The sequence below is a fragment of the Glutamicibacter sp. BW77 genome (assembly GCF_002332285.1).
Taxonomy (GTDB): domain Bacteria; phylum Actinomycetota; class Actinomycetes; order Actinomycetales; family Micrococcaceae; genus Glutamicibacter; species Glutamicibacter bergerei.
Genome location: NZ_NRGT01000075.1, coordinates 191,439 through 217,760 on the forward strand (window position 1 = coordinate 191,439; position 26,322 = coordinate 217,760).

General features: G+C 56.1%; 25 protein-coding genes. 8 read left to right on the forward strand and 17 right to left on the reverse strand.

The annotated features are described in order from the left end of the window. Position 1: 1 nt before the first annotated feature. Entirely contained in the window at positions 2-640 is a 639-nt protein-coding gene (locus tag CIK74_RS15140; RefSeq protein WP_096257091.1) for a TrkA family potassium uptake protein, read from the forward strand. Positions 641-718: 78 nt separating this feature from the next. On the opposite strand, the gene proC is transcribed toward CIK74_RS15140, so the two are convergent. The 6 genes from proC to CIK74_RS15170 all read right to left on the reverse strand — a co-directional run bounded on the left by proC (position 719) and on the right by CIK74_RS15170 (position 8,710). Further along, on the reverse strand, positions 719-1,561 hold the full coding sequence (gene proC, locus CIK74_RS15145; protein WP_096257019.1) for a pyrroline-5-carboxylate reductase: 843 nt from the start codon (positions 1,559-1,561) through the stop codon (positions 719-721). Between the two features lie 4 nt (positions 1,562-1,565). Then, positions 1,566-2,393: a sugar phosphate isomerase/epimerase gene (locus CIK74_RS15150; protein ID WP_096257020.1), complete on the reverse strand. Its 828-nt coding sequence runs from the start codon at positions 2,391-2,393 to the stop codon at positions 1,566-1,568. 54 nt (positions 2,394-2,447) lie between these two features. Then, positions 2,448-3,467, reverse strand: coding sequence for a Ppx/GppA phosphatase family protein (locus CIK74_RS15155; RefSeq protein WP_096257021.1), 1,020 nt, complete (start codon positions 3,465-3,467; stop codon positions 2,448-2,450). Positions 3,468-3,496: 29 nt separating this feature from the next. Continuing rightward, positions 3,497-6,307, reverse strand: a complete 2,811-nt coding sequence (gene topA, locus CIK74_RS15160; protein ID WP_096257022.1) for a type I DNA topoisomerase — start codon at positions 6,305-6,307, stop codon at positions 3,497-3,499. Positions 6,308-6,446: 139 nt separating this feature from the next. Beyond that, complete coding sequence (locus CIK74_RS15165) at positions 6,447-7,097, reverse strand: helix-turn-helix domain-containing protein (protein WP_096257023.1); 651 nt, start codon at positions 7,095-7,097, stop codon at positions 6,447-6,449. A 23-nt stretch (positions 7,098-7,120) separates the two neighbouring features. Beyond that, positions 7,121-8,710: a methyltransferase gene (locus CIK74_RS15170; RefSeq protein ID WP_096257024.1), complete on the reverse strand. Its 1,590-nt coding sequence runs from the start codon at positions 8,708-8,710 to the stop codon at positions 7,121-7,123. Positions 8,711-8,784: 74 nt separating this feature from the next. Between CIK74_RS15170 and CIK74_RS15175 the strand changes: the two genes are divergently transcribed. After that, complete coding sequence (locus CIK74_RS15175; protein WP_096257025.1) at positions 8,785-9,357, forward strand: GNAT family N-acetyltransferase; 573 nt, start codon at positions 8,785-8,787, stop codon at positions 9,355-9,357. A gap of 63 nt (positions 9,358-9,420) precedes the next feature. On the opposite strand, the gene CIK74_RS15180 is transcribed toward CIK74_RS15175, so the two are convergent. Continuing rightward, a complete protein-coding gene (locus CIK74_RS15180) occupies positions 9,421-10,326 on the reverse strand; it encodes a rhodanese-related sulfurtransferase (RefSeq protein ID WP_096257092.1) in 906 nt (301 codons plus the stop codon). 165 nt (positions 10,327-10,491) lie between these two features. Between CIK74_RS15180 and CIK74_RS15185 the strand changes: the two genes are divergently transcribed. Both CIK74_RS15185 and CIK74_RS15190 read left to right on the forward strand, forming a co-directional pair. Next, positions 10,492-11,148, forward strand: coding sequence for a GNAT family N-acetyltransferase (locus tag CIK74_RS15185; protein WP_096257026.1), 657 nt, complete (start codon positions 10,492-10,494; stop codon positions 11,146-11,148). Positions 11,149-11,238: 90 nt separating this feature from the next. Next, entirely contained in the window at positions 11,239-13,569 is a 2,331-nt protein-coding gene (locus CIK74_RS15190; RefSeq protein ID WP_096257027.1) for a DEAD/DEAH box helicase, read from the forward strand. Here CIK74_RS15190 and CIK74_RS15195 read toward each other — a convergent pair. From CIK74_RS15195 to CIK74_RS15225, 7 genes are all read right to left on the reverse strand, one after another. Further along, a complete protein-coding gene (locus CIK74_RS15195) occupies positions 13,560-13,949 on the reverse strand; it encodes an Rv3654c family TadE-like protein (protein ID WP_096257028.1) in 390 nt (129 codons plus the stop codon). The two genes, CIK74_RS15190 and CIK74_RS15195, sit on opposite strands and share 10 nt — an antisense overlap. After that, on the reverse strand, positions 13,946-14,281 hold the full coding sequence (locus CIK74_RS15200; RefSeq protein ID WP_096257029.1) for a TadE family type IV pilus minor pilin: 336 nt from the start codon (positions 14,279-14,281) through the stop codon (positions 13,946-13,948). Before CIK74_RS15200 ends, CIK74_RS15195 begins: the two co-directional genes overlap by 4 nt. 3 nt (positions 14,282-14,284) lie before the next feature. Beyond that, positions 14,285-14,467 carry a DUF4244 domain-containing protein gene (locus CIK74_RS15205; RefSeq protein WP_096257030.1) on the reverse strand — a complete coding sequence of 61 codons (183 nt, stop codon included), beginning with the start codon at positions 14,465-14,467 and terminating at the stop codon, positions 14,285-14,287. A 112-nt stretch (positions 14,468-14,579) separates the two neighbouring features. Beyond that, on the reverse strand, positions 14,580-15,113 hold the full coding sequence (locus CIK74_RS15210) for a type II secretion system F family protein (RefSeq protein WP_170947905.1): 534 nt from the start codon (positions 15,111-15,113) through the stop codon (positions 14,580-14,582). Further along, complete coding sequence (locus CIK74_RS15215; RefSeq protein WP_170947906.1) at positions 15,110-15,790, reverse strand: type II secretion system F family protein; 681 nt, start codon at positions 15,788-15,790, stop codon at positions 15,110-15,112. The genes CIK74_RS15210 and CIK74_RS15215 overlap by 4 nt, the downstream gene beginning before the upstream one ends. Positions 15,791-15,795: 5 nt before the next feature. Continuing rightward, positions 15,796-17,028, reverse strand: coding sequence for a TadA family conjugal transfer-associated ATPase (locus CIK74_RS15220; protein ID WP_096257033.1), 1,233 nt, complete (start codon positions 17,026-17,028; stop codon positions 15,796-15,798). Then, the gene (locus tag CIK74_RS15225) at positions 17,025-18,140 is read right to left on the reverse strand and encodes a hypothetical protein (protein WP_141392972.1); all 1,116 of its coding nucleotides are present in this window, start codon (positions 18,138-18,140) and stop codon (positions 17,025-17,027) included. The genes CIK74_RS15220 and CIK74_RS15225 overlap by 4 nt, the downstream gene beginning before the upstream one ends. Positions 18,141-18,227: 87 nt before the next feature. Here CIK74_RS15225 and CIK74_RS15230 point away from each other — a divergent pair, with 87 nt between their 5' ends. Then, complete coding sequence (locus tag CIK74_RS15230; protein ID WP_170947907.1) at positions 18,228-19,877, forward strand: bifunctional 3'-5' exonuclease/DNA polymerase; 1,650 nt, start codon at positions 18,228-18,230, stop codon at positions 19,875-19,877. Positions 19,878-19,881: 4 nt separating this feature from the next. Here CIK74_RS15230 and CIK74_RS15235 read toward each other — a convergent pair whose 3' ends face one another. Further along, positions 19,882-20,559, reverse strand: a complete 678-nt coding sequence (locus tag CIK74_RS15235) for a CoA pyrophosphatase (protein WP_096257036.1) — start codon at positions 20,557-20,559, stop codon at positions 19,882-19,884. Then, complete coding sequence (gene nth, locus CIK74_RS15240; protein ID WP_096257093.1) at positions 20,556-21,293, reverse strand: endonuclease III; 738 nt, start codon at positions 21,291-21,293, stop codon at positions 20,556-20,558. Before nth ends, CIK74_RS15235 begins: the two co-directional genes overlap by 4 nt. A gap of 245 nt (positions 21,294-21,538) precedes the next feature. Between nth and acs the strand changes: the two genes are divergently transcribed. Both acs and aroQ read left to right on the forward strand, forming a co-directional pair. Further along, positions 21,539-23,515, forward strand: coding sequence for an acetate--CoA ligase (gene acs / locus CIK74_RS15245; protein ID WP_096257037.1), 1,977 nt, complete (start codon positions 21,539-21,541; stop codon positions 23,513-23,515). 256 nt (positions 23,516-23,771) lie between these two features. Beyond that, a complete protein-coding gene (gene aroQ, locus CIK74_RS15250) occupies positions 23,772-24,224 on the forward strand; it encodes a type II 3-dehydroquinate dehydratase (protein WP_096257038.1) in 453 nt (150 codons plus the stop codon). Here the strand turns inward: aroQ and CIK74_RS15255 are convergent. Beyond that, complete coding sequence (locus tag CIK74_RS15255; RefSeq protein ID WP_096257039.1) at positions 24,221-25,411, reverse strand: MarP family serine protease; 1,191 nt, start codon at positions 25,409-25,411, stop codon at positions 24,221-24,223. The genes aroQ and CIK74_RS15255 overlap by 4 nt on opposite strands. A 203-nt stretch (positions 25,412-25,614) precedes the next feature. Between CIK74_RS15255 and CIK74_RS15260 the strand changes: the two genes are divergently transcribed. After that, a complete protein-coding gene (locus CIK74_RS15260) occupies positions 25,615-26,292 on the forward strand; it encodes a Crp/Fnr family transcriptional regulator (RefSeq protein WP_096257040.1) in 678 nt (225 codons plus the stop codon). Positions 26,293-26,322: the final 30 nt, after the last annotated feature.

The following is a 26,322-nucleotide window of genomic DNA, read 5'->3' on the forward strand; positions in this document are numbered from 1 at the left end:
GGTGCTCGTCATTGGTCTGGGACGTTTTGGCGCCTCGGTTGCGGAGACCTTAGTGAAACAGGGCCGCGAGGTGCTAGCCATCGAGCGTAGTCCCGAACTCGTTCAGCAGTGGGCCAGCACGCTCACCCACGTGGTCGCGGCCGACGCCACCAATATCGATGCTTTACGCCAACTTGGCGCTCAAGAGTTTAGTTCTGCGGTGGTCGGTGTGGGTACCTCGATTGAGTCCTCCGTGCTGATTACGGTGAATCTGGTCGATTTAGGCATTGAACACCTGTGGGTGAAGGCGATTACTCCCTCGCACGGCAAGATCCTCACTCGCATCGGCGCAAACCATGTGATCTATCCCGAGGCAGACGCCGGAGTTCGTGCCGCCCACTTGGTCGGTGGCCGAATGTTGGACTTCATCGAATTTGATGATGGCTTCGCAATCGTGAAGATGTACCCGCCCAAGGAGACACAGGGATTCACGCTGGCCGAGTCCCAGGTGCGCTCCAAGTACGGGGTCACCATCGTTGGGGTGAAGTCCCCCGGCGAAGATTTCACCTACGCGGTACCAAATACCATGGTCACCCGCCGCGACGTACTGATCGTCTCCGGACATGTAGACCTACTTGAACGCTTCGCTGCTCGCCCCTAAGGCCTAGCAGATACACCGATGGCGTCAGTGCCCCTTGGCTGGGGTTCTGACGCCATCGGTACTTAACGCTTCAGGTGTTTAGCTCAGTTCATCACTCAAAGCCGCAGCACGAGCCGCAGCGGCCTTGGCGCCGGCTTCAATGATCGCCGGGATCCCCTGCTCGTCAAAGGTCAGAATCGCCTGTTCGGTGGTGCCCTTCGGGCTGGTCACCGCACGACGCATCTGAGCCGGGTTAGCTTCCGGATCCGCAAGCATCTTTCCGGCACCCGCCACGGTGGCACGAGCCAAGTCAGTAGCGAGCTTTTCGTCAAGTCCCATGGTGATACCTGCGTTGGCCATCGCTTCGGCAAGATAAAAGCCGTACGCCGGGCCGGAACCGGAAATAGCCGACAGTGCGTTTTGCTGCGACTCATCAATCACATGTACGTCGCCGGAACCGGAGAATAGCTCAGCAACTCGTTCAATTTGCTGGTCACTGACCGCTTCACCGGCGCTCAGACCGACCACGCCAGCACCGACCATCAATGGCGTGTTTGGCATGGATCGCACTACCGGCTGGCCGGCAGGAAGGTGTTCTTGCATGGTCCTCAAGGTGATGGCAGCAGCCACCGACACCACGACGGTTGATTCGTTTAATGCCGAAGAAATCTCATCACACAGTGCGGTAATGCCCACCGGCTTCACACCGAGGAACACAATGTCTGCAGCGGCCGTAGCTTTCTTATTGGCTTCCGGGTCTTCATTCCCGATCAGCACGTTGATGCCTAGCTCACGCAATTGCGCGGCGCGATTATCGCTGCGCAGGGTGGCAGTAATGTTTTTCGGGTCATGCCCAGCGCCCAGAATTCCGCGCAGAATCGCGCCGTTCATGGAGCCGGTACCTAAAAATGCAAGCTTGAGATGATTTGTCGCTTCGCTCATATAGTTATTTTGTCACCCGTTCAGAGTCTTGATTAATTGTCAGATGCTCGCGCGCAAATTCCAGTGTGCGTCCGAGCCATTCTTCCTTTTGTCCAGCATGTTTGGCCTTGCGTGTGGATACTTCCACCGCAACCACGCCTTCCCACTGTGAATCTCGCAAGAAGTTCAGTGATTCGGCCACCGGCTGGGTGCCTAATCCAGGCACCAAGTGTTCGTCCTTGCCATTGTCCAACCCATCACAAAGGTGCAGGTGAGTCAATCTGTCGCCTAGGTCTTCAAGCGCTTGGCGCGAGTCCATATTGGCGATCGCCGCATGGGAGAAGTCCCAGGTGACATGCTTATAGTCTTCCGGAACCGGGTTCCAGTGTGGCAGGTACATTTTGGAGGATTCGCGTCCCCGGCTACGCCATGGGTACATGTTCTCCACGGCGATCTTCATCCCCGTCGATGCGGTGATGCGACGCACGCCCTCGACGAAGCTCTCCGCGTAGGTCCCCTGCCAACGAAATGGCGGGTGCGCGACAACCACCTTCGCTCCGACGGCCTGTGCCAGGATTACCGAGCGCTCAATCTTCGCCCACGCCGAACCCCAGACCTGCTGGGTGAGCAGCAACGTTGGTGCGTGAATCGCCATAATTGGCAACTGGTACTTATCCATGAGGGCCATCAGTGCGGTGGCGGACTGGCTCGCTTGGTTACCGGTAATTAATACCTCTAGCCCGTCGTAACCCACGTCCTTAGCCATCGCGAAGGCATCATGCACGGTCAGCGGATAAACCGAGGCACTAGATAGTGTCACCGGTACCCGAGGCACCCGTTGTTGGTCTTGCATCTTCGACCCCTCCTCGCCGCGCCGTCGCTTGCCGGCGCATCTTTCAATGAAGTATTAAGCCGAAGGTTCACTCAGACTGACGGTCTTGAGTGAGCCTAACGCAACCTCTCCTACCCCCACGCTACTACTGAGCGGTGTCGAAGAGTCAAACATCACGTGATCAAATCGTCGCAGCATTAAACCTTCACGTAACGCCCAAGGACAGATACGGACACTTTTTAATTTAAGTGCGCTCATCGCTTCATGGGCCACAATAGCGCCAGCAAGCAGTTGCGGTGCACGAATTTCCGAGACCCCAGGAAGCTCGGCACGCTCTTCCCAGCTCATCGCGGTCAATCGGTTGGCCCAGAGTTTCAGCGAGTCACGGTGCAATACGCGTTTAACGTAAGGCCCCTCACCGCTGGGGGCGGCCCCGGTAATTCGCGACAGTGATCTGAAAGTTTTTGACGTGGCCGTAGCCAAGGTGGGCTTGCCGTATTGGCGTAGTTCGGTGGTGGGGTCCGTCAGCACATCACGAACGTAGGTGCGTAGCTCTTTGACTTCCTTGATCGAAGGTAGATCATTGGGCAACCATTCGCGGGTCAGCCGGCCCGCGCCCAGTGGCACCGAGTAGGCGACCTGTGGGAACTCGTCGGTGCCCACCGCGAGCTCCAGTGAACCGCCACCCATATCCAAGTTCAGGATCGATTCAGAAGACCAACCAAACCAACGGCGCACCGAATAGAAGGTCATTCCGGCTTCTTCCTCACCGGAAAGCTCCATCAGGCTCACCCCGGTTTCGGCAGTGACTCGTTCAAGAACCGCCGCGCCGTTGGATGACTCGCGAATAGCCGAGGTGCAGAAACCCATAAAGTCTTCGACTCGGTGGCTCTGCGCGAATTCGGCGGCCTCCTTGATGAAGGCGATCAGCTCCTGCTGGCCTTCTTCGGTGATTGCACCGTACTCGTTGAGGTAACGCACCAAGGACAACGGCCGCTTATGCGAGGCATAAGATACCGGCCGGGCACCCGGGTAGGCATCCACCAGTAATAGGTGGACCGTATTTGAGCCAATGTCCAATACGCCAAGCCTCATGATGCGCTCCTCAACTCAGCAGACAAGGTCTACTTTTCACTCTTTTTTGCGGTGGCTTTTTTGGCCGGAGCCTTTTTAGCCGGAGCTTTCTTGGCCGGAGCCTTTTTAGCAGCGGGCTTCTTCGCAGTAGCCGTCTTCGCGGTTCGTTTCACCGGACCGCGAGCACGCTTATCTGCCAACATTTCGATGGCTTGTTCACGGGTGAGCTCCTCCAGCGAGGTGGCGCGAGGCACCGTGATATTGGTGATGCCATCGGTGATGTACGGACCGAAACGGCCGTCCTTGACCACAATGTTTTTCTCACTGGTCGGGTCAACACCAAATTCTGCCAGTGGTGGCACCGCGGCCCGAGCTCCACGCTGCTTAGGCTGTGCATAAATTGCCAGTGCTTCGTCCAAGGTGATGCTGAAGATCTGCTCTTCGCTCTCGATAGAACGCGAATCGCTACCCTTCTTCAGGTAAGGACCAAAGCGGCCGTTCTGCACGGTGATCTCTTCGCCCTCAGCATCAGCGCCCACCACGCGTGGCAGACTCATCAGCTTCAGCGCCTCATCCAAGGTGACAGTTTCCACGGTCATGGATTTGAACAGCGACGCGGTGCGTGGCTTAACCTTCACCGGCTTCTTAGGCGGCTTTGGCTTGCCGTTCTTGTAGTACTCCACCGGTTGCGCGGCGATTTCTTCTTCAGTCATTTCCGGGATGATCTCGGTGACGTAGGCACCGTAACGGCCATCCTTGGCCACAATCTTTCGCCCGGTGGCCTCTTCAATTCCCAGCTCACGCTCGGATACCTGGGCGGTGGCGAACAGTTCTTCGGCCTTCGCCGCGGTCAGCTCATCCGGTGCCAGTTCCTCAGGAACGTTGGCGCGCTGCGGATCGGTGCCTTCCTCGGCGCCTTCCGGAAGGGCGCGTTCGAGATACGGGCCGAACTTGCCCACACGCAAGGTGATGTCGTCGGTGATCTTGATCGAGTTGATAGCTCGGGCATCAATATCACCCAAGTTATCCACCACGTATTTCAGACCTTCAGGGCGAGTTTCGCCCTTGCCACCGAAGTAGAACATGTTCAGCCAGTCGGTACGTGCCCGGTTGCCGTGAGCAATTTCGTCCAGGTCATCTTCTAGGCGCGCGGTGAAGTCATAGTCCACGTACTTTGCGAAGTGCTCTTCGAGCAGTCGAATCACGGAGAACGCGATCCAGCTTGGCACCAGGGCGCCACCACGCTTAGTCACGTAGCCGCGATCCATGATGGTGGAGATCGTTGGCGCGTAGGTCGACGGGCGGCCAATTTCGCGCTTTTCAAGCTCAGCAACGATAGACGCTTCGGTGTACCGGGCCGGAGGGGTGGTTTCGTGGCCCAGCGCGATCAGTTCATCACCGGTCAGCCCCTGTCCCACGGTGAGCTGTGGCAGGCGTGCTTCGGCGTTCTCGGCCTTTTCTGCCGCATCGCTTTCACTGTCCTTGCCCTCTTCGTAGGCCGAAAGGAAACCACGGAAGGTGATCACGGTGCCCGAGGCGGAGAACTCGGCAACGCGGCTATCGCTGGCGGTACCGGAAAGTTTAATAGTTGCGGTGAAACCCTTGGCGTCAGCCATCTGGGAGGCGACGGTGCGCTTCCAGATCAGCTCATACAAGACGAATTCATCCTTGGAAAGCTGTGAACGCACATCCTTTGGACGGCGGAACATGTCACCGGCCGGACGGACTGCTTCGTGGGCTTCCTGCGCGGAATCAGATTTCCCCTTGTACACGCGCGGGCTGGACGGAATCGAGTCTGCCCCGTAAAGCTCGGTGGCCTGTGCACGGGCGGCACGCACGGCTTCATTGGAGAGGAAGACCGAGTCGGTACGCATGTAGGTGATGTAACCATTTTCGTACAAACGCTGAGCGATCTGCATGGTCAGCTTTGAGCTCCAGCGCAACTTGCGGCTGGCTTCCTGCTGCAAGGTGGAGGTAGTGAAAGGAGCAGCCGGGCGACGGGTGTACGGCTTGTCTTCGACCGAGGTGACGGCAAAGTCAGAGTTAGCCAGATTAGCAACCAAGGACTCGGCGGCTTCCTGGTTCAGTGGCGTCAGTGGGTTCTTCGTGGACTTCAGCTGACCGCGGTCATCATAGTCACGTCCCGAAGCCACACGCTTGCCATCCACTGAAGAAAGTTTCGCAGCAAAGGATTCCGAACCGGCGGTGGCGAAGTTTCCCTTGATGTCCCAGTACCCGGCAGAGATGAACGCCATGCGTTCACGTTCGCGCTCCACGACCAGGCGGGTGGCCACGGACTGCACACGGCCGGCGGACAAACCGCGGGCAATTTTGCGCCAGAGGACCGGGGAGATTTCGTAACCGTAGAGGCGGTCTAGGACACGACGGGTTTCCTGCGCGTCAACCAGGTCGGTGTCCAGCTCGCGCATTGAGCCCAAGGCACGCTCAATGCCTTCCTTGGTGATTTCGGTGAAGGCCAGACGGCGTACCGGAACTTTGGGCTTAAGCACCTGGAGCAGATGCCACGCGATGGCTTCACCTTCGCGGTCCGCATCTGTTGCGAGATAAAGTTCGTCGGCGTCTTTGAGCTTTGCCTTCAACTCGGCAACACGCTTCTTCTTATCCGGATACACCATGTAATACGGTTCGAAGTCGTTATCCAGGTCGACCGCGAATTTACCTACCGAGGTCTTTTTTAACTCGGTCGGTAACTCGGAGGGCTGCGGAAGGTCACGGATGTGGCCCACCGAAGCGTCCACGTCGAAGCCCTCGCCCAAATACTTGGCGATCGACTTTACCTTGGCAGGAGACTCCACGATGACGAGTTTCTTACCGGTCTTTTCCTTGGCCTTTGCGGGCACAGCTCTCCTTTTATACAACGCGGTTCCGAGAGTTCCCCTCTAGGTTGCTCTCGGGCGGCAATCGCAGCACCATTGATTGCGACCAGATGACAGTCACAATTCCCGATGATCTTACACCGAAGAACTGCCCAACTTTTCTCTAGCTCACCTCACTACCCAGGTGCTGGTACTCGGGTAGTAATGAGATTAAGTAGAACATACGCTTTGAGTCGATGTTGCGTTCTTCGGCCGTGGCCATTGCCTCATACTCATAAACGAGCTCCAATAAACGCCGATTAAACTCCTTCTGTTTAGCCTCAGGAAGGAAGACTAAACCACTAGTCAGCATGGGTGGACGGTCCGCCGCAGGCATGATTCCTGCCTTGGCTTCAGCCTCTCTGCGTTCAACTTCTGTGTTGAGCCGAGTGCGGAACGCGTTTAATTGCACGTTAAGATAGGCGGTCTTCGCATTCGTCGAGTCAATTTGAGTGTTTAGTTCCAAACGCTCACCGGCGGCGCGCCAGCGACGTTCGCGCGCGTCGCCCTCGCTGGCAGCGCGCGCTACATATCCGTATTTTTCTAAGGCTCGCAAGTGATAACTCATGGCGCTAGGCGTCAATGAGCACATCGATGCCAGCTCGGTGGCGGTACGCGTGGTTTGTGAGGCGAAGAGCTCGTCGAGTACGATCAGTCGAGCATCATGGGCCAGCGCGCGAATAGCCTGCGGGTCGGTGATCGAGACAACTTGTGGGGCTTGATATTCCGCATCGGCGCGTTGCGCACCATCATCTTCGACTGTGTTCCGTGTCATAACGAAAAAGTTTAGCCTTTGTTTCACATTTTACGAAGCATTCCATGCCGAAGAAGGCGGGCGATTGCTTCATATAGTCTTTCAGTGAAGGATTCATCACCTTCACCGATTAATGAATCAAGCGCCACAACTAGCTGCCTTACAGACAATTCTCCGTCGCAAGCAGACAGGAAACCGGCCTGCGCCGAGTCCAGAATCTCAGTTCGACGCACACCTGCACCCTGTCGCAGAAGAATCACTTCGGGGTGTTCGGCGCCAGGGCGCTGATGGCGTTCCTCGGTGACGTCATCGGCCACCAGCAGGTGCCATTGCTTCCAAGCTTCTCCCGCTTCACGCAGAGCATCGGCCATCTGGATATCCCGATCCAAGGAGGGAGCCAGTGGCTGCTCCATTTGGTGCGGGATCTGTTCGAAGCGTCGAAGCGTTACCTCACCGTGCGCGGGTCGGCGGAAATACACCATGCCAAAACCGATGGCACCCACCTGACGAGATTCAAAGTCGTCAAGGTAGGCATCATACGCCAGAGCGTAAGCAGCACTATCTTCACTCTGCGAGGCATCACGTAGCCAGGTTTCTGCGTAGACACTCGGGGTGGTCTGCTCCCGCTCAATCACCCAAACGTCCAAGTCATCTGCGAACCATCCGGAGACTCGGCGCTCCCATGGTTCATTCGACTCCGCATCTAGGCGAGGAATCTCCCAATTGGAAAGCATTTGCATATGCGCCCCTGGATTCAAGTGCACCGGAGCCTGAGCAATGAGGGTGCTCACCAACGAGTCTCCAGCCATCCCGCCATCGCGATAAGTGAATCGGTCTTGTTCGCGTTCTGACTTTTTACGTGGAGTGATTACGAATGGTGGATTACTGGCAATCAAGTCAAAACACTGATCCGCCACAGGATCAAAGAGACTTCCTTGGAGCAGCGTGACGCGCTCGTCGAGGCGTTGTGGATCCAGCTTGAGGATGCGGTGGTTGAGCATCAGGTTAAAGCGAGTGAACGCCAATGCACGCGCCGAAAGATCCGTTGCCGTGACATGTTTGGCATGCGAGAGCAAATGAAATAGTTGCACTCCGCAGCCCGTGCCTAGATCCAGTGCCCGGTCCACCTCGTGGCGGATGGTGATCTGCGCGAGCGTACGCGAGGCGTGCCCGATTCCAAGAACGTGGTCGGTGCGCAAAACTCCAGGACGCTGATGGGATCCGAGATCGTGGGCCACCCACATCTCCCCATCGGCATCGGAGGCATGTACCGCCAGCGCCACCTTGGCCCGGTACCCCGAAGCCCAAGACTCAACTAGCCCCAGCTTCAGCAACCCCTCAACACGCACCGTGGGAAATGCCTCAACCAGCGCGCCAGCGGATTCGGTTTGCCCCAGTTGGAATAGCCGAATAGCACAACCCAAGGCGCTGTCCACCGGCTGCTTATCAAGAACGCGAAGTGCCGGGTGGATCTGATCACGCCCATAGGCGGCCACCGCATCGACACCAAGCAATTCGGTGATGGCATCAAAACCAAAATTTATCTCGGTTAAGTCTGTGTGGAGTTTGTCCACCAGCACAAGGTCATAACTATTTGGGGCATCTTCTATGGCAGAAAAATCAGCGGCATTCACACCTCTCAGTCTAACGAGTCCCCCAGCATTACAAGACTGCGCAACCCAACGCCTCCCGCCATAAGATATTCGGTATGCCACTTGTGACCATCACCTATTTGCAACAGCTCACACCATCCCAAATGCGCCCGAGTACCCGGCAGTTGCCGGAGAACGCCAGAATTGAGAAGGTGGAGCAGATTACGCCCGAATTCTCGCGATTCCTCTATCAGTGTGTAGGTAGCCAGCTGAACTGGGCCGACCGGCTGAGCATCAGCCGTACTGACTGGGACGCTAGCTTGCGTAAACCGGGTTCGGAAACCTATGTGCTCTACCAAGATGGCGCACCCAAAGGCTACGCAGAGCTGGTCACCGAGGTCCGCGCGGGCCGCAGTGAAGTTGAGATCTATTACTTCGGACTATTTCCTGAGGCCATCGGGCAAGGTCTGGGCGGAATTCTGTTGAGTGAAGCCAACCGCAGGGCGTGGGATATTCCTCGTCGAGAGAACATTCTCCCGCCGGTGAGCCGTGTGTGGCTGCACACCTGTTCGCTGGATGGCGAAGCAGCTATCCCCAACTATCAGGCACGTGGCTTTAGTGTTTATGAAACGCTCGAAGAAGAAACGCTAGTGGTCGACGCATCGCTAGATTTGTGGCCGAACAGCTAAGCGCAGTTTAAAAGCAGCGAGCGCAATGAANNTTCATTGCGCTCGCTGCTTTGTGCTTACTATTTATGCTTCGATAGCTGACTCGGTGCAGTCAGGGCACCGACGAAGTTCCTCGTCCTTGGCGCAGTCTTCACAGAACAGGCGCAAGTTACGGCAGGTAGGGTTCGAGCAATTCTCGAATTTATTTGTGGCGCCTTGGCAGCCAACGCACTGACCAATGGTGACTGCATCCTCGGAAAACTCGGTGTGCATGCGTTTGTCGAAGACGTACAGGGACCCTTCCCACAGCCCCTTGTCACCGTACTGCTCGCCATAGCGGACGATTCCGCCCTGCATCTGATAAACCTCTTGGAACCCACGCTTGACCATCAATGCCGAAAGCACTTCACAGCGGATACCACCGGTGCAGTAGGTGACAATCGGCTGATCTTTCAGGTGATCGTATTTGCCTGAGTCCAGCTCATCCATGAATTCGCGCGTAGTTTCGACATCCGGAACGATGGCATCCTTGAACTTGCCAATTTGCGCTTCAAAGGCGTTACGTCCGTCAAAGAAATGAATCTTCTCGCCGGACTTTTCCTTGGTCTCCACTAGCTCGTGGAGCTGCTCGGGCCGCAGGTGTACACCGCCGCCAACTACGCCGTTTTCGTCTACTTCTAGTTCGCCCGGCGCGCCGAAGGTAACAATCTCGTCGCGGACCTTAACGGATATACGCGGGAAGTCTTCTGCAGAACCTTCGGACCACTTAATATCCATCTTGTTAAAAGCAGGCAACTCACGTGTAGCTTTCACGTACTTCTTGACAGCAGAAATCTCACCACCAACGGTACCGTTGATGCCGTCTTTGGAGATGATAATCCGTCCGCGCAAGCCCCAGCGTTCAAGCAACGAGCGTTGCCATAGGCGGATAGCTTCGGGGTCTGGAAGCGGCGTAAAAGCGTAATACAAAACAATGCGATGAATGGACACCATATAAGGGTAGTAGCTTTTTAGTTCAAAACGCCGAGCAAAAGATGAAAGTCACATTCTTCATTTCGATCGTTGCTCGGCTATCAGCATTGACTATAGTTTCAAGTAAGCAACGATTAGCTCAACGTCAGCTAATTCCTAGGTAAGACAGGGTAGGGTCAAAACATGGCATCAAACGCAAGCGATGAACTGATTGGTACCTGGGTCGATGGTTGGGCAGGCGTCCGTGGATACGAGATCCGCCATGAAGGGCGCGTCCATGCTGCCCTACGCCATGACACCACCGGGGACTGGGAATACGTTATTTATGAGCCTTCCAAGGAAGAGCTAGCAGCAGTCGCTGAGACGCTTAAGAAGCATCCAAAGCGCCGCCTTACCGCCTTTAACGACTCTGTTGATGACTTGCTGAATACCGCCAATGAAGTTGGTCTTCAGGTATCTGCAGATGATGAAGTACTCATGGTGACCGAGCTGGCCGTACACGACGTCGAGGTACCGCTTCCTGCCGACGGCTTTGTGTTCCAGATTGAACGTGACGGAACCCATGCTTATGTATCTCTTCATCCAGAAGATAATCAGGAAGTCGTCGCCGCGTCGGGGCATGTCTCGGCAGTAGACGGTTTCGCGATCTTCGACCGCATCATCACCGGACCAGATTTCCGACGTCGGGGCCTTGGCACGCTGATTATGCGCGCGCTGGCTTCACTGGCTCAGGAACACGATGTTGAGGAAGGACTCCTCATCGCTTCCGTTGATGGCCAAGAGCTCTACGCATCTCTGGGCTGGACTTCGCTAGGCAAGGTTGTCCTGTTCAAAGCGTAAGCTTCACACGCTTTTACCTATCGCCGTCGAGAACATTTTCGACGGCGATAGGCTTTTAACAACTCTTCGCTGCTCCGAGAGGCCCTATAAGTGAAGTCAGTACATGCGTTGTTGGATCCGTTTAACCGCCAAAACGATCCCGAAGCGGTGATTCACCGCAGAACCGTTGCGGCAAAAGACGAAATCACCGCGCCCTGGCCGCTCTGGCTCCACGATTCGGTACGCGAAACCTTCGAAGGTCTTGGCATTGCGCACCCCTGGCTTCATCAGGTGCAAGCGGCAGAATCAATTCATGCTGGAAACCACACAATCATTTCTACTGGCACCGCGTCAGGCAAATCTCTGGCCTATCTGATGCCGGGCATCGATCTGTTATACCGCACCCGAGAAACCGGGGCGAATGACGCTGCAGCCCAGGGAACGATCTTGTATATCTGCCCCACCAAGGCGTTAGCGGCAGACCAATTAGCTTCAGTCCAAGCCTTAGCCGTGCCCGGGGTTCGCGCGTCCAGCTACGACGGCGATACCGACCAAGGCACCCGCGCTTGGGTCAGGCAACACGCAAATTTTGTGTTCACCAATCCGGACATGTTGCATCGCGGGATCCTGTCCAATCATCAGGCCTGGTCACGTTTCTTCAAACGACTGCGCTACGTGGTCATCGACGAAGCACATTCCTATCGTGGCGTTTTCGGTGCGCATGTGGCGAACCTGATGCGCCGGCTACGACGCATCTGCACTCACTACGGAAACGACCCGATATTTATCGGAGCCTCCGCCACTAGCTCGGATCCGGAACAATCATTTTCGCGGCTTATTGGGGCGCCAGCTACCGCGGTCACCCACGATTTCTCGGCGTCAGGTGAGCTGGTCATCGGACTATGGGAGCCACCGTTAACCGATAGAACTGGGGAAAACGGGGCGCCAGTTCGCCGTACGGCCATTGCCGAAAGCGCTTCGATCCTCACAGATTTGATGGCTGAGCATGTGCGGAGCATCGTTTTCATCAAGTCTCGTCGTGGTGCTGAAACCATCGCAACGTTAACACGTAAGCACCTGGAGAAGTTTGCCCCGGAACTTAGCGTGCGGCTTGCAGCCTATCGCTCAGGGTATCTACCGGCCGAGCGGCGCGAAGTTGAAAAGCAACTACGCTCCGGTCAACTGCTTGGGGTGACTTCCACCTCTGCCTTAGAGCTCGGGATTGACATCGCTGGTTTGGATGCTGTGGTGGTCGCCGGTTGGCCTGGTACTCGCGCCTCGTTCTTCCAGCAAATTGGCCGTGCCGGGCGTAGCGGACAAGATGCTCTTGCAATTTTTGTGGCCGCCGAAGATCCATTAGATACCTATCTGGTTCATCATCCCGAGGCGATCTTTGAGCTCGGAGTCGAAGCGACGGTATTTGATCCACAGAATAAGTACGTCCTCAGCGGACACCTCTGTGCCGCAGCGCAAGAACATCCGTTGCGTCCCGAAGAGCTAGAACTTTTTGGCCCACAGACCGAAGAATTATTGGACTCGCTGGTGCAGCGTGGATACCTTCGTCGGCGTCCGGCTGGATGGTTTTGGACTCATCCGCAACATGCTGCTTCGATGTTTTCGATACGCGCCGATGGCGGGGGCCCGGTCGATATTACCGATGCTGATACCGGTGCCCTGCTGGGAACGATGGATTCACCTCAAACGCATTATCAGGCTCACCCGGGAGCCATCTATGTTCATCAAGGTGCAAGCTACCATGTCGAAGAACTCGACGAACAAAATCATGTGGTCGTAGTCAGCCGCGTGAACCCTGACTATTACACCACCGCTCGTGACCTGACCACGGTAGCTGTGCATTCTGAGGAACGCACCAGTAAACATCAAGAACTAAACGTATTCTTCGGAGAAGTCACCGTCACCACGCAAGTGGTCTCCTTTCAACGTAAATCGGTCGCCTCCAATGAAGTGCTCTCCGAAGAACCGTTGGAATTAGAAGCCCGCGAGCTACACACGAAGTCAGTATGGTTCACGCTCACCGAGCAACGCCTGCTCCAGGCAGGGCTTACGGTGGATCAGTTCCCCGGAGCCCTGCATGCAGCCGAACATGCAATGATCGGTTTGCTTCCATTGGTAGCTACCTCCGATAGGTGGGATATCGGTGGGGTGTCCACCGCACTGCACATGGACACCGGTCATCCCACGATCTTCGTCTATGACGCGCAACCGGGAGGCGCTGGATTCGCTGAACGCGGTTTCGAACGATTCCTCGATTGGGTCCGTGCGACTCGTGACGCCATTACCTCTTGTGAATGCGCACATGGTTGCCCCAGTTGTGTCCAGTCGCCAAAGTGTGGAAATCGAAATAATCCTTTGGACAAGCACGGGGCGGTACTCTTGCTCAATATTGTGCTGCGGGATATTGAACCGGCTCATCACCGCTGATCTAATGGTGGTGCTCCGGCGCGGGCGCGCGCCGTGGCATCAAACAACTGCACATCCAGGGCAGTGAAGTTCATTGGAACGCTCACGGTGACGCGCACCGAAGTCCCGTCGGCTTCCACCGCGCAGGACTGGAGCAGGGCGTCATTTTCTGCCGAAACACTCCCGGCGATACCGCAGGGGTCTCCCGCGCGCAGTCCCCTGGCGGTATCCGCGGCAGCTAAGGCAGCCAAATCAGCTGCAGATGCTGCGCGCATCGAGGCGTGAGTGGCCGCAGTCCAAAGCAGTACTGCACAAGTCAGGATGATCGCCACGGCGACCAGAGCGGTAACCGTCACGGTTCCGTTGCCGCTCTCGTCTTTCAGAAAATGTAGCCCGCTCATTCCAACACCACGCTTGCCTCGCCTCGTACCTGTACGTCTCCAAGCAACGGGATACTTACTGACTTGGTGACGTGAACATTCGAGTATCCGCCGGCGGTGGACACCGAATACGTTGCGTCGTGACCGGCCAATCTGACACCGCTGGAGCGCACCACCGAATTTTCCTCACCACGTGCCAACTCTCTAGCCATGGCGGCAGCGGCCTGTTGCACTTGGATTTGCTTCATACCCAGCACCCCGAGACACAATAACAACGATAAAAATACGGCGACGGCCGGCAGTAGTACCGCAAATTCTGCGGTACTACTGCCTCGCTCATCATTGAGGTTCATGGCCTAGAGCGACAACGCTTTGCTAATCAGCCCCATGAGCATGCCACGCACATCCCCACTAGATAAGATGCTGATCAGCAATCCTGCGAATGCCACGGCGGCCAGAGTAACCATGGCGAACTCTGCGGTAGTTGAACCTTCTTCGTCGGCGAGACGCTCGGAAATTAAAGATTCCAGTCGTTTCATGATGTGTCCTTTCATTGGTTCCCAAATGCGAATTATTTGGGGGTAGTGATTTCAGCTTGAGTGAGATTTACGGGTGGCGTCCTAGGTTGCGTCCAAGCTGGGGATTACTTCGTTACAACCCCGGCAGCAGGGCAATAATCAGCGGCACGACGCCTAAGGCAATGAATGCTGGCAGAGCGCACGCGCCCAATGGCAGGACAAGTCTGGTGCCAAATTGTGCTCCAAGACGGGCGACTCTTTGGCTTCGTTCGCGGCGCTTTAGGGACGCCGCATTGCGCAATAGGCTTGCCGTGGGTGCCCCTGTCACGTGAGCGAAACGCAAAGCCTTTTCAAGGGGATGCAGCCACGGCGGGACCGAATGCCAGGCTTTGTCCCACTCCATGTTCATTTCCAAACAACGCGCCACCGTGCACAGCTGCTCGCTGTGTGGCACGCTTCGGCCAAGCGTGTCCAGAATTTCCTTGATTGGCATGCCAGAATCCAGCAAGCTCGCGCTGACATCCAGAATCAATTCGGAAGGGTGATTGTGAGCTTCCGTGGTCTTGTTGCGCTCCCTCTTCAGGTTTTTTGCCGGTGCCTTGCTCGCTGAGGGGATGAATAGGAGCAGTACCGCAACGAGAACACAACAGCATGCGAAAAGAATCATTGCAGTGCTGCTTTCGTTGTCGTGCGCAACAGGTATCGACACCACAGCCGGTTCAGTAACCATAGGGTCAGGCCGGCTGCCACGCTCAGTTGGGCCGCCCACGATGTGCTCAGCGCCCCGAGTACGTCAATCCCCAAAAGCATTCCTGCACCAAATCCCACAAGTGGTAGCCACGTCAGTAATTTGGTGGTTGCTTTGGGCCCGGCCATCGCAGCATCAAAAGCTTGAGACGCAACCAAATCAGCTTCCAAATCATCTGCCAAGCGTTCGAGTACCTCGGCAAGGCTGGCGCCACTACGTTCGGATACTTGTAAACACCAATGCAGGCGACGCACGCTCGATTGCTCGGTGCCAGAAAGGTTATTGGAGGAGGATTTGTGGGCCCCAAGTCGGTGCATCGCTCGTAATTGATGAAGCGCTTGATGCACTGGGCATTGGCTTTGTTCCGCGGTTAGTAGGGCGTCAACGGCTGGATAAAAAGTCAGTCCGCTGCGCACCAACGCTGCAAGTTCACGGATAGTTCGGGCATCTTCAGCCAACAAATTTTTTGGCTCGCCACGTCGTCGTAAAAGCCCTCGACTGTCGAAGTTTCGCCGGATAGTCCCGGACTTGATCTGCTCGGTACTTCGCGGAAACCAAAGCCAGAAAGCGAGCACACCTAACAAAAAGATCACCACGAGAATCACCTTGCGCCGTCTGCTAAGGCTTCGACAATCGCTTTCAACGTGTTCGCCCCAACTTTCTGTTCAAGCAATGGCATAAAAGAACTATCAATGGCATCAGTTCGTTGGGTGTCAATGACCGTGTCCACACGCATATGTCCGTCCCGATCCGTGCCCAAAATCCCTAGAGCCACGGGGCCACGCCGACCCTGAGGGCCACGTGACATATGGATCACAAGATCAAGTGCGCTGCTTGCCTGAAGGGCTGTGGCTTGCAGGTTCCAGCCAGCTAGTGCACCGAGGGCCGCCAAGCGGGCGGGAACAGCTTTGGGATTATTTGCGTGTAATGTTCCTGCCGCGCCTTGATGTCCGGTGTTCATCGCTGCCAAGAAGTCTCTGATTTCGGCTCCGCGACACTCTCCGACAATTAAGCGGTCAGGTCGCATACGTAGGGCTTGGATCACGAGGTCGCGTAGCTCGATGGTGCCGGCGGCTTCGACATTCGCTGCGCGGGTTTGCATGCTTACAACGTGGTGGTGATCGACTTGGAGTTCTTGGGAGTCTTCCACCACGATGATGCGTTGACCCTGATGGGCTAAGGAAAGCATCGCTTGGAGCAAAGTGGTCTTGCCACTGCCGGTGCCGCCAGTGATCAGAAAGTTTAGTTCTCGCCTCATGATTTCTTCGAGCAGAGGGCGCCACCAACTAGCAGTATTTTCCAGCACCCCGCTCAGATCTAAGGCCTGAGTTTTCTTCACACGTATCGAAATTAAGGGTCCTTGGGTCGCAATCGGAGGCAGAACTGCATGGACTCGATAGTGTTTTAAACTCATATCCATAAACGGGCTTGCATCATCTAGTCGGCGCCCGGATAACGTCGCAAGGTGTACGGCTAGCCTGCGCACCTGTTCTGCTGATCCAAAGACATAGTCGGTCAGTTCTAGACCACGTGGTGAGTCGGTCCATACCCGGCCCTGCCCATCAACCAGAACATCGGTGACCTCTGGCAATTGTGCGAATGGCTCAAGAACGGACAGCCCGGTAACTTCGTCTTGAAGGGCCTTCAACGATTCGGCAGCTCCAGAAGATCCCAAGGCAGCGCCAGAGTCCTGTACGGCACCGGCGAGCGCCACAGCATCTAGCTGTCCCCCGCTGGCCATCGCACGTTGCCGTACGGATTCGAGAATCCGAGCATCAACTTCACGCCGGTTTGGACGACCCGTGCCTTGTGCACTATGTTTGCCCGGGCTCATGTTTCAGTCGCCTCTTTCTGCGGTAAAAGTCGCAGATCCGCGATATTCTGCCGGACTTTTCGCGATCGCAAGACATCAAAGAGCGCCCCACGCTGAAGAACGCGAGTAATCTTTGGCAGGCTAAGAAAGTGGCCTAGATATGCACTACTTGCCGGAATTGAGTTCCGTAGATTTCTCGCACCGCACACAATGTGGGAGGTATTCGGGGGTTTACTACTGTCATCGCAGGTAAGGACTTCATGATCAATAAACTGTTCAATCACCGCATGTTGTGGATGTAAGGCGCGTCCGGTGTCGACGACGAGTAAGTCAAAACCTTGCCTGGCAGCGGCCAATAAGCGAACCACCAATTGTTCATCCACTCCGGCGCAACTGGCGTTTGGGGACCATGTCAGCACGGCGGTGTCCTGCAAATATGGAAGTGTGTCCACTAGTTGATGCGGTGCAAGTGCACCACCGGAACTACGAAGCTCCTCCCACCCGATTCCTGTAGGCGGGTCCAACGTCAGTCGAGGCCATAACCCGGTGGAATGTGGATCTAAATCAATGAGTAAGCTCTTTTGCCCACTCAACGTGCCAGCATGGGCGATGAGTGCAGCTAAGGTGCTGGTGCCTACCCCTCCAGCAAGGGATGCCAAGGACAGACAGTGAGCTTGTCCCGATCGCATCCCCCACAGTCCTAGATATTCTCCCAACCAATGGTGTGCGCTGGGTAAAATGGCAACCCGAGCGCGCGGAATCCTGCTTGCCACCGACCAGAGCTGTTGGTCATCTTCTTCGAAGCCAAGAATGACGTCACATAGTCCAGGAAAATCCAACGCGTCATCAGCCATATCAGCACCCCAAAGCACTGGGCCATGACCTGTAGCGGGCAGATCTTTCAGCTCGGCACACTGGTGGATACGCACCGCGGCGCCCAACGCGATCAAGGCACAGCTTTCAATCAGCCGCACATCGTTACTGACCAAAGTGCACACCAGTTCTTCTGCCCGCTCACGCTCTGGTTTCACCAGGACAAGTTTTTGGTCCTGAAGCGTTTGTTCGGTAGCCACGAAGCGTGAATCACTTGGAACCTGCGGTATGCCAATACCAGGGAAAGATAACCAATTCATAGTTGAACGGTGACATCGTTTTGTACAGTGCCGGGCGCACCCCTAGCAAACTGGGGATATTGTCCTTGGACAATGCACAATAGAGCCATGAGCATGCTTGCCTTTATCGGCGCAGACCCCGAAGGCTACGCCATCCTCGAACTGCGTCAGGCCCACAACGGTGCACCGGTCATCCCGGCCAGGTTGGTGTCCGCAACGGATTTTCCAATGGCCGTACGCACCATTGAAGACGAGCATTCTCCCCGGTGGATCATGTTGCGCACCACCCCGTGGATGCAGCCACTTTTGGCGCACGGTGTCTTCCTTGCCAAGGCACATATTCTTTCGCTTGCCCAAAGGATTTTGCATCGCAGCCCACTGAGCTCCGGTGCGTTAGATGATTTTGATGTAGATAGCCCGAATGCTCCGATACTCCGGCCAAATCAAGATGCACTGTTTGATTCTCCGGTTACCGGGGAAAGCCTCGATGACCTCGTTTCTATGTATCTGGCCCAGCGCCAGGCGCTACCTACCGAGAAGTCCGCGCGCAAACGGCTTGAACTACTTATTCATGCCGAGTCCGTGGGTGCGCTGGTAGCCTGCGAAATGGAACATACGGGATTAGCCTGGGATGAAAAAGCACATCGCGAATTATTGCGCGAGAAGCTGGGGCCCGCAGTAGGCGAGGGGACACGTCCGGTAAAACTAGCGCAGTTAGCCCAGTCTTTAGCCCACGCGCTGAACAGTCCTGGTCTGAACCCCGATTCCCCACAGGAACTTCTTCGTGCACTGCACCGTGCGGGATTTGCGGTTCAATCGGTCCGTGCCTGGGAATTAGAACAACTTAAACATCCACTTATCGAGCAGGTTTTAGAGTATAAAAAACTTTCTCGCTTAGCTAGTACTCATGGAGATGAGTGGCTAGACCAATGGGTCACCGAGGGACGTTTCCACCCGCATTACATCTTAGGGACGGTCGCCTCTGGTCGGTGGGCTGCCAGTGGCGGCGGGGCTTTACAACTCCCCCACTCGATCCGCCAGGTCGTTCGAACTCCCGTGGGGCGAACCTTTGTCATTGCCGACGGACGGCAACTTGAACCACGCATTCTTGCTGCAATCTCCCAAGACCGTCAGCTCCAAGAGGCAGGCCAACAAGATGACCTGTATCAGTGGCTTATCAACGCGAAACTTGTCTCCGACCGCAATGAGGCAAAGTTGGGGATGCTCTCGGTTATTTACGGGGGCGGTGGTGGCACCTCAGGTGCGGTAGGCGCGGCGTTGAAGAAGAACTTCCCACAGGCGATGGCCTATGTTGATCAGGCGGCGAAAGCCGGCGAACGCGGTCAAGGGGTGCAAAGCTGGTTAGGTCGGGGCTGCCCACCGGCGGACGAAGCTTGGATACAGGCCCAGCGAGCCACCCACGATGAGGCCGGGCAGCGAGCTGCGGACGCGGCGGCACGTTCACGCGGCAGATTCACACGGAACTTCGTGGTGCAATCAACCGCGGCGGAATGGGCTCTGGTGTGGCTAGGCCACGCCCGGCATCTGATTCGGCAGGCCGGATGGGGCGACACTTGCCAGCAAGTGTTTTTTGTTCATGACGAAGCGGTCTTTGAATGCCCGGTGGAATTGGCTCCGCAGCTAGGTGAATTAGTGCGCCACGCGGCATTGCTCGCCGGACGTACTCTCTTTGGAGAGCACAGCCCCAACTTCCCGGTCAGTGTCGGAATCTCGCAGAACTACGCTGAAGGCAAGTAACTGGCTAGCCCATCATGATTTCGCGTTGCCTGTTCCACGGCTTGTTCCAGCCCAACTCATCAAATAAGCGATCAAGCACAATGGCAGTAAATCCCCAGATCAAATGGCCCTCATATTCGAAGGCCGGGGATTTGAAGCGTTGTGCACCGCGGCGCACTACCGCGGTCAGCCGGTTATGCGGATTGAGCAGATGCGCCACTGGTACGCGGAACACATCCGCACTTTCACGCAGATCAGCCGCGTAAACCTTGGATTCGGTGTGCCACCAGCCGATCACCGGCGTGACGAGGAAACTCGATACCGGAAGTTCCGTCTCGGTCAGCTGACCGAGCACCTCAATCCCGGAGGTCTGAACTCCGGTCTCCTCCCATGCTTCGCGTAAGGCCGCAGCAACCGCTGAACCGTCCTCCGGGTCCACACCGCCACCTGGGAAGGCGACCTGCCCGGCGTGTTTGCGTAATGTTGAAGCGCGTTCAACAAAGAGCAAGTCAAGGTCTTGGGCCTTGGAATTTTCCCCCACCGCCTCCGCGGTGGCTGATCCGAAGAGGATGAGTACCGCCGCTTTACGCACGCTGTTGGCATCCAGCTGTGCAAAGACCCAATCCTTGGAAAGTTTGGTCGTGGAGCCCTTGCTTTGCTCGTGGGTGGCGATCACCTTTGCCAACTCTGTGCGTGCACTCATGCGTCTAATCCATATCCTTCGGCGCGCAGTTCTCGACGGGTAGCTCCATCAAGCATTTTCTGCAGTAGTTCTTCTTTTCCGGGGGCCAATTCATATTTGAGTAGCTTTTGGGCCTTGGCCGGAATTTCTTCACCGATTCCTGCCGAGGGGCAAAGCTGTGCCAAGACGCAGGCACCACACGCCGGCTTGCGGGCGTGGCAAACTCTGCGGCCGTGAAAGACTACCCGGTGGCTGAGCATGGTCCAGTCACGCTTTTCAAATAATTCACCGACCTCATGCTCTACCTTGACTGGGTCGCTCTGTCCGGTCCAGCCAAATCGATTAGCGAGCCGGCCGAAGTGTGTGTCTACGGTAATACCGGGAACGCCGAACGCGTTGCCAAGCACCACGTTAGCGGTCTTGCGTCCCACCCCGGCGAGTTTCACCAGATCTTCGAGCTTGGCAGGAACTTCTCCGCCGTGTCGCTCGACCAGTGCCGCGGAAAGCCCCAGCAGCGATTCTGTTTTGGCGCGAAAAAAGCCCGTGGGTCGGATGAGCGCTTCGAGCTCTGAGCGGTCCGCCTGGCTCATTGCCAGCGCATCAGGGAAACGGCTAAAGAGTGCCGGGGTAATTGAGTTAACCCGTACGTCGGTAGTTTGCGCGGAAAGTACCGTAGCAACCAGCAGCTCGAAGGGATTCTCAAAATCCAATTCTGCGACTGCATACGGGTATGCCTCGGCTAAGAGTCGGTGCATCTTGCGTGCACGCCGTTTCAGACCTAATTCAGATTCAACTTTTACTTTTGTTGCCACCAGATGATCGTGCCATGAGCCGACGATTTTTTCATTGTTTACCTGCACTTCGTCGCACTCTATGACCGTTCAGCGCAGAAATTGCCCACTGCCACCTCTGTGGTGACACAAACCACAGGTGTTAGCTTGTTGGCGTGTAACTTTGGTCACAGAGTAAATTTTGTTTAACCGAAAGGAAGCGATCACCGGTGAGTGATTCCAAGACCCTGGACAATCTATCCCATGAAACCCGAGCTTTTGCCCCGAGCAAAGAGTTCAGTGACCAAGCCATCGGTCAGGCCAGCCAGTATGCGGCAGCCAAAGAAGACCGCCTAGGTTACTGGGCGCAGCAGGCACGTAGCGTACTGACCTGGGATACAGATTTTGCCGAAACCTTGGACTGGTCGGAGGCTCCGGTAGCCAAATGGTTTGTCGGCGGAAAACTCAACGCCGCCTACAACGCACTAGATCGTCACGTAGAAAACGGCCTCGGCGACCGCGTCGCCATTTACTTCGAGGGCGAACCAGGAGATACCCGCACCTACACCTACGCGCAGCTCACCGAAGAAGTGAAGAAGGCAGCTAACGCCTTCGAATCCTTAGGAGTAGTTAAGGGTGACCGTGTGGCGGTATACCTGCCAATGATCCCCGAAGCGGTCATCACCATGCTCGCCTGCGCACGTATCGGTGCCATCCATTCGGTAGTCTTCGGCGGTTTCTCTGCCGACGCGCTACGTAGCCGTATTGACGACGCGGATGCCAAGCTTGTGGTCACCGCCGACGGCACCTGGCGCCGCGGCAAGCCATCCGCGCTGAAGCCAGCGGTAGACGCTGCGCTAGAAAAGCCCGGCCACACGGTAGAAAACGTGGTGGTAGTTAAGCGCAATGGCGAACAGACCGCCTTCGGTCCGCTGGATAAGTGGTGGCATGAGGTAGTAGACGCTGCCAGCACCGAACATGAGGCCCCTGCTCACGATTCCGAACACCCGCTGTTTGTGCTTTACACCTCCGGTACTACCGGTACCCCAAAGGGCATTGTGCACACCACCGGTGGTTATTTGGTCCAGGGCGCGGTCACTCACCGCGATACCTTTGATCTGCATCCCGAGACCGACGTGTACTGGTGCACCGCCGATATTGGTTGGGTTACCGGCCACTCCTACGTCACTTACGCGCCATTGATCAATGGCGCCACCCAGGTGATCTACGAAGGAACTCCAGACACCCCGCATCAGGGACGCTGGTGGGAACTGATTGAAAAGTACAAGGTCTCGATTCTTTACACAGCACCCACCGCGATCCGCACCTTCATGAAGTGGGGCCGCGACATTCCAGACGGATATGACCTATCCTCCTTGCGCGTGCTTGGCTCAGTAGGCGAGCCAATCAACCCCGAAGCGTGGATGTGGTACCGCGATGTCATCGGCACCAACAACGGTAAAAACGGTGAACGCAAGGAAAACCCCACCCCCATCGTGGATACCTGGTGGCAGACCGAAACCGGCGCGCATATGATCACTCCACTGCCTGGCGTCACCGCGACCAAGCCGGGCTCGGCTCAGGTTGCCGTTCCAGGAATTAGCATCGACGTGGTAGATGAAGCCGGCCAGTCCGTTGCCGATGGCGAAGGCGGTTTCCTGGTCATCCGTGAGCCTTGGCCCGCCATGTTGCGTGGCATCTGGGGCGATATGGAACGCTATAAGTCCACCTACTGGTCCCGTTTTGATGACATGTACTTTGCTGGTGATGGTGCCAAGAAGGATGAGGACGGGGATATTTGGTTGCTCGGTCGCGTCGATGACGTGATGAACGTATCCGGTCACCGTCTATCCACCACCGAAATCGAATCCTCGCTAGTGGCCCACCCATATGTGGCTGAGGCCGCGGTGGTCGGTGCGAAGGACGAAACTACCGGCGAAGCCGTGGTGGCGTTCGTCATCTTGCAGACGGAACCTGCCGAGGGCGAAGACGTGGTGGCAATCCTGCGCAACCATGTGGGCAAGGATATTGGTCCCATCGCCAAACCACGTCACGTACTGGTGGTTCCGGAGCTGCCGAAGACTCGCTCGGGCAAGATTATGCGACGTCTACTCAAGGACGTGGCCGAAGGCCGCGAAGTGGGCGACTCCACCACGCTGTCCGATGCTGATGTGATGACACAGATTGCGCAGTCAATGAAGAAGTAGCACTGGCTGGTTTTCATGAGAAGCCGTCACCGCCCTAGTTCATTTTCCTGCAACTCTTTGAGGGGTTGTCGGAAAGTGCCGGGGATGGTGGCGGCTTCTTTGTGCTCGTTTCATCTGAACTCCCCCACTAAAACAAACTTGAGCTCTCAACATTACGACAGATGTTACGGGCAAGCACAGCTAAATTTCCGCCTATGAGCCCCGTAATACCGGATGCAACAGCGGTGATAGCCAGAGTGTGTAATAGATTTGAATAATGACCTACTCAGCGAAGCGCACCATCTTGTTACTGAACGGACCGAACCTGAACCTTTTGGGAACTCGCGAGCCCGAAATTTATGGGCACGATACGCTCGCGGATGTTGAGCGACTGGCCATGCAGGCGGCCGCCGAACAGCAGCTAGATTTGGAAGCGCTTCAGTCCAACCATGAAGGTGTGCTCATTGATGCAATTCATGAGGCGAGACTGAGCAAAGGCGGCATCATCATTAACCCTGGGGCTTTCACCCACACCTCGGTGGCCATAGCCGATGCGCTTAGCGGGGTGTCCCTACCGGTAGTTGAGGTACATATTTCCAACGTGCATCAGCGTGAGGCATTCCGCCATCACTCATACGTTTCTGCGGTAGCGTCTTCAATCATTATTGGCGCCGGTGTTAACGGCTACCGGCTCGCGGTGCAGCAGATGGCCCATCTTCTTAGCCGCTAATCGCTAATGCAGTCGCCAGTCTTGATTGAGTTAGTCCGTTGCCCTGCGGCTTTAAGGGCGATTTCCATCTCTTCAAGACTCAGCGCAAAGCCGATTTCATCGTTGCCACGAGATTTAGCAAAGACCATACCTACCGCTTCGCCAGATTCACTAACCAGTGGGCCACCGGAGTTGCCCTGGGCCACCTTTGCGGTCAGCTGATACACGGATAATGAGGACGGATCTTCACCATAAATATTGGCGATAGATACCGTAGCGCGTGAGGCAACTACCGCTCCACGCACCTGCAATGGCCCACCGGCCGGGAAACCAATAAATGCTGCCTGGTCGCCGCGCCCCAGATTTTGATTTGCGAGCTCTAATGGGGTGGTGTTCATCCCATCAACGCGAAGCACCGCGATATCGGCCTCCGGATCAAAATAAACAACCTTTCCGCGGTGAAGTTCATCACCACCAACTTCCACCGTGGCAGCGCTCAAACCGGCCACCACGTGGGCGTTGGTCATCACCAGTTGGTCAGCAATAACAAAGCCAGAACCGGTCAGGTTCACACCACATTGCACGGCGGTACCGGAGATCTTAGCTACCGATTGCACGGCCGCACGCTGCAAATCATTAGGTGCCCATTCTCCAGGCTCCACTGGCTCTACCGGTGGGGCGAATGGGTCCAGCAATGCGGGGATCGTTTCGGCCATTACCGCCGAGCGTGCTGAGGAGATTGCAGTGTTTACAAACTCCGGTGTCAGCCCGCGAATTGAGGCAATCATTTTTGACTTGTCGATCTCGGTGGATAAACGCGGAATACCCATACTTGACGTGGAGAATGCCAGTGCGCCGATGACCGTGGCGGTAATAAAAACCGAAAGCACACCGCCAGCTAAACCATCCGCGGCACGCAAGAAATCAAAGTTCATCCAACGTCTTATTCGGACCGCAAATACTCGGCCCAAGGCTTGACCCAAAACGAGCAGTACGGCCGCGGTGGCCACCATCAGGCCTACTCGCCACCAGGGGTTTGAAGCGAGGGTTGAGACCATCGGTATGGCGAAGAATGCTGCAACGCCGCCAGCGACGAGTCCGATCATGTCGCCGACCGTGTAGAGGAAGCCACGACGAATCCCGGCAATAAAAAAAGACAACAAAACTATACAGATGGCAAGGTCTAGCCAGCTGAATATTCCGAGCACCGAGACCCCGCTTCATTCACAAACTTTCTATTAACCCAAGGTACCCTTAGAAGCTGATGGATTTCTGCGAGGATATTCGCGAGTTTTAGTAGGGTGACCGTGATTCTCAACATTTCTTGGCCAAACCACGTGTGGAAACTGTCACATTGTTACCAAATACGGCACAATGAAGTTAGCGCTTACTACTGTTGACAGGAGATTTTATGGATATCGAGGTACTGCGTCGTGCGCCGCTTTTTGCGTCGCTGGGTGATGAAGTATTCGCCACGCTAACCGAAGAATTGACCGAGGTCGATCTGTCTCGCGGTGCATCAGTGTTCCGCGAAGGCGATCAGGGTGACCGTCTCTACTTCATCGTCTCGGGCAAGATCAAGCTTGGTCGCACTTCCGCCGACGGACGTGAAAACCTGATCGCCGTTCTCGGCCCAGGTGAACTGTTCGGCGAAATGGCGCTCTTCGATCCACACCCGCGCAACGCAACCGCAACCGCCGTGTCGGAAACCCGACTGGCAGGCCTAAGCCACGAAAACATGCGCAAGGCGATCTTGAACTCCCCGGAGGTCTCGATCCAGTTGCTACAGGCTTTGGCTGCGCGTCTACGTCGCACTAACGAGTCCCTAGCCGATCTGGTGTTCTCCGACGTTCCTGGCCGTGTGGCCAAGGCACTGTTGGATCTGGCTGACCGTTTCGGTCGCCCAGCAACCGATGGCATCCTGGTAGCTCACGAGCTCACCCAGGAAGAGCTGGCCCAGCTGGTCGGCGCCTCCCGCGAAACCGTGAACAAGGCTTTGGCCGAGTTCGTGCAGCGCGGATGGCTCCGTCTGGAAGCCCGCGCAGTCGTCATCTTGGACATCCAGCGTCTGCGTCAGCGTTCACGCTAAGCATCGCTGTAAGAACTATGGCCGGAAATC

What these genes read in the sequence shown, in the direction of transcription:
- CIK74_RS15260 (WP_096257040.1), top strand. Translation starts at nt 25,615, where the DNA reads ATGGATATCGAGGTACTGCGTCGTGCGCCGCTTTTTGCGTCGCTGGGT.
- CIK74_RS15195 (WP_096257028.1), bottom strand. Translation starts at nt 13,949, where the DNA reads ATGAGCGGGCTACATTTTCTGAAAGACGAGAGCGGCAACGGAACCGTG.
- CIK74_RS15225 (WP_141392972.1), bottom strand. Translation starts at nt 18,140, where the DNA reads ATGAATTGGTTATCTTTCCCTGGTATTGGCATACCGCAGGTTCCAAGT.
- proC (WP_096257019.1), bottom strand. Translation starts at nt 1,561, where the DNA reads ATGAGCGAAGCGACAAATCATCTCAAGCTTGCATTTTTAGGTACCGGC.
- CIK74_RS15230 (WP_170947907.1), top strand. Translation starts at nt 18,228, where the DNA reads ATGAGCATGCTTGCCTTTATCGGCGCAGACCCCGAAGGCTACGCCATC.
- CIK74_RS15165 (WP_096257023.1), bottom strand. Translation starts at nt 7,097, where the DNA reads ATGACACGGAACACAGTCGAAGATGATGGTGCGCAACGCGCCGATGCG.
- CIK74_RS15235 (WP_096257036.1), bottom strand. Translation starts at nt 20,559, where the DNA reads ATGAGTGCACGCACAGAGTTGGCAAAGGTGATCGCCACCCACGAGCAA.
- CIK74_RS15220 (WP_096257033.1), bottom strand. Translation starts at nt 17,028, where the DNA reads ATGAGCCCGGGCAAACATAGTGCACAAGGCACGGGTCGTCCAAACCGG.
- CIK74_RS15210 (WP_170947905.1), bottom strand. Translation starts at nt 15,113, where the DNA reads ATGATTCTTTTCGCATGCTGTTGTGTTCTCGTTGCGGTACTGCTCCTA.
- CIK74_RS15185 (WP_096257026.1), top strand. Translation starts at nt 10,492, where the DNA reads ATGGCATCAAACGCAAGCGATGAACTGATTGGTACCTGGGTCGATGGT.
- nth (WP_096257093.1), bottom strand. Translation starts at nt 21,293, where the DNA reads ATGCACCGACTCTTAGCCGAGGCATACCCGTATGCAGTCGCAGAATTG.
- CIK74_RS15200 (WP_096257029.1), bottom strand. Translation starts at nt 14,281, where the DNA reads ATGAACCTCAATGATGAGCGAGGCAGTAGTACCGCAGAATTTGCGGTA.
- CIK74_RS15155 (WP_096257021.1), bottom strand. Translation starts at nt 3,467, where the DNA reads ATGAGGCTTGGCGTATTGGACATTGGCTCAAATACGGTCCACCTATTA.
- CIK74_RS15175 (WP_096257025.1), top strand. Translation starts at nt 8,785, where the DNA reads ATGCCACTTGTGACCATCACCTATTTGCAACAGCTCACACCATCCCAA.
- aroQ (WP_096257038.1), top strand. Translation starts at nt 23,772, where the DNA reads ATGACCTACTCAGCGAAGCGCACCATCTTGTTACTGAACGGACCGAAC.
- CIK74_RS15150 (WP_096257020.1), bottom strand. Translation starts at nt 2,393, where the DNA reads ATGCAAGACCAACAACGGGTGCCTCGGGTACCGGTGACACTATCTAGT.
- CIK74_RS15205 (WP_096257030.1), bottom strand. Translation starts at nt 14,467, where the DNA reads ATGAAACGACTGGAATCTTTAATTTCCGAGCGTCTCGCCGACGAAGAA.